At 65.5% G+C, this 12116-nt stretch carries 8 protein-coding genes and 1 tRNA gene; 4 read left to right on the forward strand and 5 right to left on the reverse strand.

Annotation, left to right across the window (positions count from 1 at the left end):
* On the reverse strand, positions 1–5372 hold a 5372-nt coding region (locus WKR98_RS28865; protein WP_341435377.1), incomplete at its 3' end, for an ESPR-type extended signal peptide-containing protein.
* A 540-nt stretch (positions 5373–5912) separates the two neighbouring features.
* Between WKR98_RS28865 and WKR98_RS28870 the strand changes: the two genes are divergently transcribed.
* Positions 5913–6842: a LysR family transcriptional regulator gene (locus WKR98_RS28870; protein ID WP_341435378.1), complete on the forward strand. Its 930-nt coding sequence runs from the start codon at positions 5913–5915 to the stop codon at positions 6840–6842.
* A 91-nt stretch (positions 6843–6933) separates the two neighbouring features.
* Here the strand turns inward: WKR98_RS28870 and WKR98_RS28875 are convergent.
* The 4 genes from WKR98_RS28875 to WKR98_RS28890 form a co-directional block, all read right to left on the reverse strand.
* Positions 6934–7018: transfer RNA gene (locus WKR98_RS28875), tRNA-Leu, on the reverse strand.
* Positions 7019–7071: 53 nt separating this feature from the next.
* Positions 7072–7488: a preprotein translocase subunit SecG gene (gene secG / locus WKR98_RS28880; protein ID WP_341435379.1), complete on the reverse strand. Its 417-nt coding sequence runs from the start codon at positions 7486–7488 to the stop codon at positions 7072–7074.
* Positions 7489–8268, reverse strand: coding sequence for a triose-phosphate isomerase (gene tpiA, locus WKR98_RS28885; protein WP_124689031.1), 780 nt, complete (start codon positions 8266–8268; stop codon positions 7489–7491).
* Positions 8269–8392: 124 nt separating this feature from the next.
* Positions 8393–9370 (reverse strand): NAD(P)H-quinone oxidoreductase, encoded by a 978-nt coding sequence (locus WKR98_RS28890; RefSeq protein ID WP_124689030.1) that lies wholly within the window; start codon positions 9368–9370, stop codon positions 8393–8395.
* 253 nt (positions 9371–9623) lie between these two features.
* On the opposite strand from WKR98_RS28890, the gene WKR98_RS28895 reads away from it, so the two are divergent.
* From WKR98_RS28895 to WKR98_RS28905, 3 genes are read left to right on the forward strand one after another with little or no spacing between them, the layout of a single operon-like run.
* Positions 9624–10040: a RidA family protein gene (locus WKR98_RS28895; protein WP_341435380.1), complete on the forward strand. Its 417-nt coding sequence runs from the start codon at positions 9624–9626 to the stop codon at positions 10038–10040.
* A 34-nt stretch (positions 10041–10074) separates the two neighbouring features.
* Complete coding sequence (locus WKR98_RS28900; RefSeq protein ID WP_192901808.1) at positions 10075–11082, forward strand: amidohydrolase family protein; 1008 nt, start codon at positions 10075–10077, stop codon at positions 11080–11082.
* A gap of 28 nt (positions 11083–11110) precedes the next feature.
* Positions 11111–12100, forward strand: a complete 990-nt coding sequence (locus WKR98_RS28905; protein WP_161567784.1) for a Bug family tripartite tricarboxylate transporter substrate binding protein — start codon at positions 11111–11113, stop codon at positions 12098–12100.
* Positions 12101–12116 lie beyond the last annotated feature (16 nt).

Here is a 12116-nt window from a genome sequence, read left to right on the forward strand (position 1 = left end):
GTCGCGTGATACCCCACCGCCGTGCTGCCCTGGCCCTGCGCCGACGAGTCCGCCTGCGCCAGGCCCGCTTCGTTCGTACGCACATAGCGGATACCCATGCCATTGGCATCGGTGTTCGACTGGCTCGTGTCACCCGCGATGTTGTTGAACGTATTGCCCAGCTGCGTCACGTTCTGGTTCGTTTCATACAGCTGCGATCCGTTCACCGCATCCGTACTCGTCGCCGACAACTCCCCTTGCGACACGTTGGTGATCCGCGTCCCCCCTGTAGCCCCGCCGTCGGTCGATGGCGTACCCGCCAGCGTGATCGTGTCTTTCGCATCGCCCACGTTGCCGTCGTACTGCACGGCACGGTCGCCCAGGTTGTCCACGTTCGTAGCCACCGCTTGCAGCTGGCTGACGTTCACCGCATCGCTCGCCTGCGCACCCGCTGCCACGTTCGTAACCCGGCGCTCGTTGTTCACGCTGCCTACACTGACCTCGCCCACGGGCGTTGCGCCAGCAATCGTACCCGTGCCCGGGTTGTAGGCCGCCATGCCCAGGGTACTGCCGTCAGCCACGGAGTTCGCACCCAAGGCCACGCTGCCCGCGTGGCTCGCCTGCGCTTCACGTCCCAGAGCCAGGGCGCTGTCGGCCGTCGCCGTCGCGTTGTAGCCCACCGCCGTGCTGCCTTGACCCTGTGCCGACGAATCCGCCTGCGTCAAGCCTGCTTCATTCGTGCGTACATAGCGGATACCCAGGCCATTGGCATCCGTGTTCGCCTGACTCGTGTCACCCGCGATGTTGTTGAACGTGTCGCCCAGCTGCGTCACGTTCTGGTTCGTCTCGTACAACTGCGAACCATTGACCGCATCCGTGCTCGTGGCCGACAACTCGCCTTGCGAGACGTTCGTGATCCGCGTACCGCCCGTGGCGCCGCCGTCGGTCGACGGTGTACCCGCCAGCGTGATCGTGTCTTTCGCATCGCCCACGTTGCCGTCGTACTGCACGGCCCGATCGCCCAGGTTGTCCACGTTCGTGGCCACCGCTTGCAGCTGACTCACGTTTACCGCATCGGTCTCTGCCGCACCCGCCGCCACGTTCGTAAGCCTTCGTTCGTTGCCGGCGCTACCCACACTGACCTCGCCCACCGGCGTTGCGCCAGCGATCGTACCTGTGCCCGGGTTGTACGCCCCCGTACTCAGCGTGCTGCCGTCGGCCACCGAGTTCGCACCCAAGGCCACACTGCCTGCGTGACTCGCCTGCGCTTCACGCCCCAGCGCCAGCGCGTTGTCGGCCGTGGCCGTCGCGTTGTAGCCCACCGCCGTGCTGCCTTGACCTTGTGCCGATGCGTCGCTGGGCGTCAAGCCGGCTTCATTCGTGCGTACATAGCGGATACCCAGGCCATTGGCATCCGTGTTCGCCTGGTTCGTATCACCGGTAATATTGGTCAGCGTGTCGCCCAGCTGCGTCACGTTCTGGTTCGTTTCATACAGCTGCGATCCGTTTACCGCATCCGTACTCGTCGCCGACAACTCCCCTTGCGACACGTTGGTGATCCGCGTCCCCCCTGTAGCCCCGCCGTCGGTCGATGGCGTACCCGCCAGCGTGATCGTGTCTTTCGCATCGCCCACGTTGCCGTCGTACTGCACGGCACGGTCGCCCAGGTTGTCCACGTTCGTGGCCACCGCTTGCAACTGACTCACGTTCACCGCATCGGTCGCCGCCCCACCCGCCGCCACGTTCGTGACCCGGCGCTCGTTGCCGGCGCTGCCGACACTGACCTCGCCCACTGGAGCCGTCCCGGCAATCGTGCCCGTGCCCGGGTTGTACGCGCCCGTACTCAGCGTACTGCCATCGGCCACGGAGTTCGCACCCAGCGCCACGCTGCCCGCGTGGCTCGCCTGCGCTTCACGGCCCAGCGCCAACGCGCTGTCGGCCGTCGCCGTGGCGTTGTAACCCACCGCCGTGCTGCCTTGACCTTGTGCCGACGCGTCGCTGGGCGTCAGCCCTGCTTCGTTCGTCCGTACATAGCGGATGCCCAGGCCGTTCGCATCGGTATTCGCCTGGCTGGTGTCACCCGCGATGTTGTTGAACGTGTCGCCCAGCTGCGTCACGTTCTGGTTCGTCTCGTACAACTGCGATCCGTTGACGGCTTCCGTACTCGTGGCCGACAGATCACCCGCCGCCACATTACTGATCGTCGACGCATTGCCGCCCGGATTCAGCGTCACGCTCTCGTAGTTCACGCTGCCATCCGGATTGCGGTCGTACTGCACCGCTCCCTCGTTCAGGGTTTCGACCGCCTGGTTCGTCGCATACAGCTGCGATCCGTTTACCGCGTCCGTGCTCGTGGCCGATACCCGGCCCGCCGCCACGTTCGTGATCGTACGCTCGGTGCCCACCGAGCCAACGCTCACCGTGCTGGACGGCGTCGTTCCGGCGAAGTCATACGTCGTCCCCGCTATCGTCCCGCTCGCCGTGCCGACCGCCGCGGCCGTTACCGAGTCGGCTCCGAGCGCCACACTATCCACATGGTTGGCCTGCGCATCCCGGCCCAAGGCCAGTGCGCTGGTCGCCGTGGCCGTCGCGTGATACCCCACCGCCGTGCTGCCCTGGCCCTGCGCCGACGAGTCCGCCTGCGCCAGGCCCGCTTCGTTCGTCCGTACATAGCGGATGCCCATGCCGTTGGCATCGGTGTTCGCCTGGCTCGTGTCACCGGTAATATTGGTCAGCGTGTCGCCCAGCTGCGTCACGTTCTGGTTCGTTTCATACAGCTGCGAACCGTTGACGGCTTCCGTACTCGTGGCCGACAGCTCGCCCGCCGCCACGTTGCTGATCGTCGTCGGGTTGCCGCCCGGATTGAGCGTCACGCTCTCGTAGTTGACGCTGTCGTCCGGATTGCGGTCGTACTTCACCGCAACCTCGCTCACGGTTTCAATGGCCTGGTTGGTCGCATACAACTGCGATCCATTGATGGCATCCGTGCTCGTGGCCGATATCCGCCCCGCCGCCACGTTCGTGATCGTGCGCTCGGCTCCCGCCGCGCCCACGCTTACCGTGCTGGCCGGAGCCGTTCCCGCGAAGTCGTAGGTCGTCCCGTCTATCGTCCCGCTGGCCGTGGCCACGGCGGCCTCGGTCACCGAACCCGAACCCAGCGCCACGTCATCGGCGTTCGTAGCGATCGAATTGGACCCCAGCGCCACCCCGTTGGTCGCCTGCGCCGCGGCCGTGTCGCCGAGGGCCAACGCCCCCGCCGCCGCAGCCGACGAGCTGTTGCCCAGCGCGACCGCGCCCTGTCCGAGAGCCTTGTTCGCATTGCCGATGGCAACGGCGCCATTGGCGGCGGTATCTCCGAGCTCGTCGCCTGCGGCCGTATTGTTCGCACCAAGCGCGACCGCACCGGTACCATTGGCCGTATTGGGATCGCCCAGCGCCACCGCGCCATCCCCGATGGCGCGTTGGTCCCGGCCGATCGCCACGGCGCCGCCGTTCGCGGTGGCGGCATTGGCCGACGTGGAACCAGACCCCATGGCCACGTTCTGCCCGATCGCGCCTGTCCCCACACCATATCCAATGGCGATATTGTTCCCATTGCCACTGGCCGTCGATGCTTCGCGGCCGATGGCGATGTCATTCAAGCCTCGGGCCATGGCCCCATGGCCCTGTGCAATCGAATAGTCCTGCTCGGCCTGCGCCAGGGCTCCCAACGTTATGCTGGACACTCCCCTGGCATTCGAAGCGCCGCCAATGGCGACCGAGTCTTCGGCATGCGCGTTCGCCCCTTCCCCTGAAGCGCTACCCGCACCGATCGCGGTAGCGTTCAGACCGGCCGCGGTCGAATTTGTGCCTATGGCGACGGCTCCGTCGCCGGTGGCCTGGGTTACCGCGCCGAAGGCCGTCGCACCATCCCCGGAAGCCACGGCCTGTACGCCGAAGGCGGAAGAGGCGTCGCCACTGGCTTTGGAACTCAGCCCATACGCGGACGAAAAATCGCTGGACGCCAGTGCCTGCACACCCACGGCGGTTGATCCATGCCCGGCCTGCGTAGCCACATACTGGCCGACGACCAAGGTTTGCCCTGTAATGGCCGTGTATTTCGAACTCAGCGTCGAATCCAGGGCCAGCCGGTTGACGTCGTCACCGCCAATGGCCACCGACGAATCCCCCGACGCCTGGACGTTTGCCCCCAAGGCAAAGGATTGGTCGCCGCTGGCCGTGGCCCGTTCGCCAATTGCAACGCTTTGTCCATTGGGAGTGGCGGTCTGCGATGCTGTGGAAGCACTCCGCCCGATCGCAACGGAGCCGCTGTTTGCCGCGTTGGAACCTGTCCCGATCGCAACCGCGCCCGACCCGGCTGCCGTGGGAGCTCCCGTCTGTGCATTTCCGGGCGCACCGCCGATCGCTACCGAGTTCAGGCCGCTGGCATTGGCGTAGTTGCCGATCGCCGTACTGGACGTGTTGCCCGCACTGGAAAAATTCCCGATGGCTGTCGAAAATTCCGCGGCTGCATTGGAGGAATTGCCTATGGCCATGGCGTTGCGCGCCTGCGCCTGTGACCAGTTGCCTATGGCGCCTGCATAGTCGGCCGTAGCCCTGGCATTGTTGCCGTAGGCAAGGGCGTCGGCCCCTACCGCGCGAGCGGTCCGGCCGATGGCAACGCCAGATAGGTTCCCCGTTCCATCGGTAAACGCCATTTCACCGATTGCCACGTCGCCGTTTCTCGTCGCGACCGCCTGGCTGCCGATCGCAACGGATTGCGCGCCTTGCGCTCGGGAACGCCCGCCGATGGCGATGCCATTCGGACCCGTCGCCTGGGCTCCCGAGTCGGCCGTATTGGAAGAATTGTCTCCGCCAATGGCGATACTGCCGGCACTGGTCGCGCGGGTCCATTGCCCCACTGCCGTGGCACTCGTTCCAGTCGCCTGGGCCTGCATCCCCACCGCCGTCGCGCGGTTGGCGGCCGTCGAGGAATAGCCTAGCGATACAGCGCCCGCGCCGGTCGCTCTGGCGAACGGCCCCATGACTTGCACTGCCAGGTAATTACCGCCGTTTGCCCCGCAGCCGATGACGTTGGACCATATACCCGATCCGTCGACAGGATTGACCGTTTCCGACGCAGCATGGTTGATGCCATCCGGGCCCGCTCCCGACGGTGGGTTGCTGCAGCTTCCATAATAGGTCGTTGCATCCGCGGGCAAGGGCAAGCCCATCATCAAGCCAGTCACAAGCACGGTCAGCCCCGTACCTAACACCGCGCTCGCGACTGCTTGCCCTCCCTTCTCCCGGCTACGTCCCGCACGAGACGGCTTTCCTCTGGCCGCGGTATTTTCATCGACGGCGACCCACGCTCCCGTCGTCTCGTTCCAAACCGTCTTGTAGATCTTGTTCATGGATGTCAGCCCTGTCTGATGTAGCCGGTTCCGGCAGCCGATCAGGACATCCAGCACTACGGGCGGTGACAAACCGTTTCAAGCCGATTCAGGACAACGAGACGTTCGATCGTACGACTGTTGCTGGCGGGCGGATGGTCAAGCGAAGGAAAGGCCCCAAGCATTAGTTCTACCAACACACCGATTACCACCCCAATGGCTTTGAACCCTCCCCCGTGGTACTTGAGCCCGATACCGCCTTTACCCAATTTGATGTATGGGTTTCTCGGAACTTAGATTACGGAGTTCGCCCCCGATCGGATAGGCAATCCACCCGATGATTATCATCGGTCACCACAAGCCAAAAACATTCGTACGATGCGGTTACCTTGACCCCTCAATGAGAATTGCTTCCATCCAATTTTTTGCCGGATATTTGTCATCAGGTACGCATGAGCAGGGTTTATTCGTCCACGAGCCTCGCGTGTCGACGGCAAGAAAAGCAGGCCGCCCGGCCGCTCCTGCCTGCCCATTCGATGTTGAGAAGGAGACCGCCACTGCATGGATTTTCTGGCAACCGCACGCCTTTACACCCGGGTCGTGGAACTCGGCAGCATGTCAGCCGCCGCGCGCGAATTCGAGATGGGACAACCCGCGGTCAGTGAACGCATCGACAGGCTGGAGAAATACCTCAGCACCAAGCTGCTGATGCGCAGCGCGCGGACGCTCGCCTGCACCCACGAAGGACAGCTCTTCTATGATCACAGCAAGGCCCTGCTTGCACTGGCAGAAACCGCCATCGCCTCGGTCTCGATCCGAGGAAAGGAAAACCTGATCCGGGGCCCCGTACGCATCGCGTCGGCGCACTGCCCCGGGGAAATTCTCCTTCCATCGATCCTCATGCGCGCCCGGATGAAGCACCCCGAACTGCGTATCGACCTCGTCTTGAACGACACGATCGTCGATCCGATCACCGAGGGTGTCGACATCTCCCTTCGTCTTGGCCACGTGGGTGAAGGCAGGTTTGTCGCCTACCCCCTCGGCAACGTCCGGCGCGTTCTCGTGGCCGCGCCTTCATTCCTGAAACACGCCGGATCCATCAGCGTGCCGTCCGACCTGTCCAACCATCCCTTCATCCGTTCCAAGGGGACGTTCGCCAACGAGCAGCTTCCGTTGATCACTGCGCGTCAAGACACCGAGTTCGTGCGCATCCAGACGATGGTCACCACCAGTCATTGGCGGCCACTGTATGAGTTGTTGATCGCCGGCGGCGGGATCGGCGTGCTGCACTACGCGGCTTGCGCAAATGCGGTTAGAAGCGGAGCACTGGTCCGGGTCCTGCCCAGCCACTCGATTCCCGAGCTGCCGTTTCATGCCCTCGTGCAAGGTTTTCGTCCCGCATCCCCCAGGATCCGGGCCGTCCTGGAAATCCTCAAGACGGAAATTCCCCTGGCGCTCCAACAGGCGTCCGCGCCGCTTGCCGAGGAATGATGCCGTGTCTGGGCGGCACGACAAAAAAACCCGCGATCTCGTGAAAGATTCGCGGGTTTTTTGATGTACCAGAGAGATTCTGGAGAAATCCTGGTGCCGTCGGCGAGACTCGAACTCGCACAGCTTTCGCCACTACCCCCTCAAGATAGCGTGTCTACCAATTTCACCACGACGGCTTGCGTGAGCCCGCTAGTATATAACATTTGCGGGCTCATCAGCGGGATTCCCTTCAGTTTTTCTGGGCGGGCGCCTCGGGCTGGGCAGGCGCGGCCGGCGGCGTGGCGGGCACGGACGGGACCGACGCATCGGGGGCGGCCGGGACCGGTGCGGGCGTGCTGCCGGGAACCGCGGGCACGGACAGGTCGCTGGGATGGCTTTCCATGACGCCGCCCTGCGAGGCGGCCGGAGCCGGACGGCCCAGGTAGGCCAGCGCGGCGGTGGAGATGAAGAAGACGACCGCCGCCCACTTGGTGGTGCGCGACAGGAAGTTGGCCGCGCCGGCGGCGCCGAACAGGCTGCCGGCGGAGCCGCCGCCGAAGGCGGAGCCCATGTCGGCACCCTTGCCCTGTTGCAGGAGGACCAGGACGATGATCGTCAGGGCGGAAATGACCTGCATGATCAGCAGGACGGTAAGTGTTACGGACATTCAAGCACTCCGGGTTGTTGCGCCCGCCTCGGCGATGCGCAGGAAGTCTTCGGCCACCAGCGAGGCGCCGCCTATCAGGCCGCCGTCGATGTCGGGCATGGCGAACAGTTCGGCGGCATTGGCCGCCTTGACGCTGCCGCCGTACAACACACGCACGCCGGCGCAGTCGACGCCCTGGAGCGCGGCCCGGATGGCGGCGTGCACTTCCTGGGCCTGTTCGGGGCTGGCGGTCTTGCCGGTGCCGATCGCCCAGACGGGTTCGTAGGCGATGACCATGGCGGCCACGGCTTCACGGCCCAGGGCCAGCACGGGCTTGAGCTGTTCGTCGATGACCGCCAGGGTACGGCCTGCTTCGCGCTCGGCCAGGGTCTCGCCCACGCAGACGACGGGGGTCAGGCCCGCGCCCAGCGCGGCCTTGGCCTTGTCGGCCACGAGCTGGCTGGTTTCACCGTGCAGGCTGCGCCGCTCGGAATGGCCGGCCAGCACGTAGCGGCAGCCGAAATCGGCCAGCATGGCGCCGGACACTTCGCCAGTGTAGGCGCCCTGCGCATGGACGCTGATGTCCTGGGCGCCCCAGGCGATGTCGGAATCGGTCAGCGCGGACTCGGCCTGGGCCAGGTACGGAAACGGCACGCAGACGCCGACGTCGCAGGCGGCGGCCCCGGAGGACTGGTTCCAGCCGCTGCGTATGGCCGAGAGCAGCTGGCCGTTGGTGGCCAGCGCGCCGTGCATCTTCCAGTTGCCCAGCACCAGGCGGCGAATGTTCTGTTTAGTTGCCATCGACAAGAATCGAAAAATGCCCGCGCGGACAAAAATATGCGGGCAAAACCTCGATTGTATCGGCTCCAGCGCGCGGCTGCAGCCGATGTCGCAAAAAATGCTGGGCGCGAAGCGCGTAGGGGGGCTAAACCGTCAGCACGATCTTCCCGACGTGCTCGCCCGACTCCATCATGGCGTGGGCCTTGTCCGCCTCGCGCAGCGGGAAAGTGGCGTAGACCACGGGCTTCAGTCTGCCGGACTCGAACAGCGGCCAGACGTTCTGGCGCAGCGCGGCCGCCACCTCGCCCTTGAACTGCGCCGAACGCGGGCGCAGGGTGGAACCGGTGATGGTCAGGCGCCGGCTGAGCACCCGGGCGAAGTCGATCTCGCCCTTCGCGCCGCCCAGCAGCGCAATCAGCACGATGCGGCCGTCTTCGGCCAGGCAGTGGATGTCGCGCGCGACGTAGTCGCCGGCCACCATGTCCAGGACCACGTCCACGCCCCGGCCGTCGGTCAGGCGCTTGATTTCCTGCACGAAATCCTGGGTGCGGTAGTTGATCCCGGCGGTGGCGCCGAGCTTCTCTACCGCGGCGACGCGCTCGTCGTTGCCCACCGTGGCATACACCGGATGGCCCAGCGCCTTGGCCAGCTGGACGGCCGTGGTGCCGATGCCGCTGGCGCCGCCGTGCACCAGCAGCGACTCCTGGCCCGACAGCCGGCCGCGCATGAAGACGTTGCTCCAGACGGTGAAGTAGGTTTCGGGCAGGCCGGCGGCCTCGATCATGCTCAGGCCCTTGGGCACGGGCAGGCACTGGGTGGCCGGCACGGCGCAGTATTCGGCGTAGCCGCCGCCATTGACCAGCGCGCAGACCGCGTCCCCCACCGCGAAACCGGAGGCCCCCTCGCCCAGCGCGGCCACGGTGCCCGCCACTTCCAGCCCCGGCAGGTCGGAAGCGCCCGGAGGCGGCGGATAGGTCCCGCGGCGCTGGGCCACGTCCGGGCGGTTGACGCCGGCGGCGGCAACCTGGATCAGGATTTCGCCGGCGCCGGGCGCCGGCGTGGGGCGCTCGGCAGCCTGCAGGACTTCGGGCCCGCCGGGGCGGGTAATTTCGATGACGATCATGGCGCGGTTTCCCGTTTTTCTGGTCGTGAAGGCGGTCATCATATACGGCTATGTATACGGTTATGCCACCCCTACTCCCATCAGGGTCTTAAGCCGCGCCAAGGGGCATGCCCCCTCCCTGGAGTCACCATAGCCAAGTCGAATACCGACGACGGATAAATTCATTCTCTTTTCGGGGGCGGATTGCCTAGACTTGCATGGGTCAGCATTCCGCCCGCATCTCGTCCGGGCGCATCCCCACAAGAGAGTAGACATGAGCACACAAGCCAAAGTCGTCGAAGGCAAGGCCACTCCCCGCGGCAAGTATCCCCACATCAAGCGCGCCGGCGACTTCCTGTTCGTCTCGGGCACCAGCTCGCGCCGCTCCGACAATACGCTGGCCGGCGTGGAAGTGGACGCCATGGGCACGACCAAGTTCGACATCCGCGCCCAGACCCGCGCGGTGCTCGAGAACATCCGCGACATCCTGGGCACCGCCGGCGCCTCGCTGTCCGACGTCGTCGAGATCGGCACCTTCCTGGTCGACATGAGCGACTTCGGTGGCTACAACGAGGTCTACGGAGAATTCTTCGACTACGACGGTCCGGCCCGCACCACGGTGGCCGTGCACCAGCTGCCCCACCCGCACCTGCGCATCGAGATCAAGGCGGTCGCCTACAAGCCCCTCTGATCCCGCCACGACAACACCAGACATCAAGCCCATCATGAAAATCGACATGCACGCCCACCACTTCCCGCGCATCACGCGGGAAGAAGCCGCCGCCCTGAGCGTCGAGCGCGCGCCCTGGCTGCAGGTGGCGCCGGACGGCAAGACCGGCGACATCATGCGCGCCGACAAGCCCTTCCGTCCCGTCTACGACGCGTTGTGGGATCCGCAGGCGCGCCTGGCCGAGATGGACGCCCAAGGCGTGGACATCCAGATCACCTGCGCCACGCCCATCATGTTCGGCTACGAGTTCGCGCCCGAGAAGGTCCTGCCCTGGGCCCAGCGCATGAACGACCTGGCGCTGGAGTTCTGTGCCGCCGCACCCAAGCGCCTGGTGGCGCTGGCGCAGGTACCACTGCAGGATATCGACGCCGCCTGCCGCGAAGCCTCGCGCGCCAAGGCCACGGGCCACCACGGCGTGCAGATCGGCAACCACCTGGGCGACCGCGACCTCGACGACGAGGGCCTGGTCACGTTCCTGCAGCACTGCGCGAACGAAGGCATCCCGCTGCTGGTCCACCCGTGGGACATGATGGGCGGCAACCGCATGAAGCAGTGGATGCTGCCCTGGCTGGTGGCCATGCCCGCCGAAACGCAGCTCGGCATTCTGTCGCTGATCCTGTCGGGCGCCTTCGAGCGCATCCCCGAGTCGCTGAAGATCTGCTTCGCCCACGGCGGCGGTTCGTTCGCCTTCATGCTGGGCCGCGTGGACAACGCCTGGAAGCATCGCGACATCATCCGCAAGGACTGCCCGCGCCTGCCCTCGGAATACGTCAAGCGCTTCTACGTCGATTCGGCCGTGTTCGATCCGGGCGCGCTGCGCCTGCTGGCCGACGTGATGGGCACCGACCGCATCATGCTGGGCTCGGACTACCCCTTCCCGCTGGGCGAACAGTCCATCGGCAAGCTGGTGGCCGAACAGCCCGGTTTCAGCGACGCCGACAAGCGCGCGATCTACGCCGACAACGCGGTCGAATTCTTCGGCCTGCAAGCCCTGGTACGCTGACCTCTTCCCACCCCCACAAGGAAATGCCATGAGTTTCGTCACTGCGTTGCGGCGCACATCGGTCGCTATGGCCGCCGGCCTGACCCTGGCCGGCGCGAGTATGCATAGCGCCCATGCCGAATACCCCGAGCGGCCGATCCGCCTGATCGTCCCCTCGCCCCCGGGCGACGGATCGGACGTCCTTGCCCGCAATGTAGGCAAGGCCATGGGCGACGTGTTGGGTCAGAGCCTGGTGATCGAAAACAAGCCAGGCGCAGGCGGCAGCATCGCCTCGGACATCACCGCCAAGGCAGCCGCCGACGGTTATACGGTGCTGCTGGGCAACGCCAGTACCCACGCCGTCACGCCAGGGCTCTATAGCAAGCTGCCCTATGATTCCGAGAAAGCCTTCAGCACCGTCTCGCTGCTGGCCAGCGCACCCAATGTGCTGGTTGTCAACCCCGCGCTGCCGGTCAAGAACATCGGCGAGTTCATTGCCTACGCCAAGGCCAACCCCGGCAAGCTCAACGTCGGGTCGGGCGGCAATGGTAGCCTGTCGCACCTCTCTGCCATCCTCTTCAACTCCATGGCCGGCATAGATATCCCGCACGTACCCTACAAGGGCGCGGCGCCTGCCGTCACCGCCGTCATGGGCGGGGAAATCTCGGCGCTGATGATCAACATCCCGACCGTGTCGCAGCAAATCCAGGCCGGCAAGCTGCGGGCGCTGGCAGTCAGCAGCCTGGAGCGTTCACCGGCGTTGCCCGACGTGCCGACGCTGAACGAGTCGGGGCTCAAGGGCTACAACACCGAAGCCTGGTTCGGCCTGTTCGTGCCGGCCGGAACCCCGGCCCCGGCCATCGCCAAACTGCAATCGGCCGCCGCCGCGGCGCTCAAGAACGAAGCGGTGCTGACCAACATCCGCAACATGGGCGCGGTGCCCAAGGATCTGAAAGGTCAAGCCTTCGCCGACTTCGTCAAGGCCGAAGCCACCAAATACCGGGCCATCATCAAGCAAGCCGACGTCCGCATCGACTAAAGCCAGTCCCGCGCAC

It is taken from the genome of Pigmentiphaga sp. YJ18 (assembly GCF_038066655.1).
Taxonomy (GTDB): domain Bacteria; phylum Pseudomonadota; class Gammaproteobacteria; order Burkholderiales; family Burkholderiaceae_B; genus Pigmentiphaga.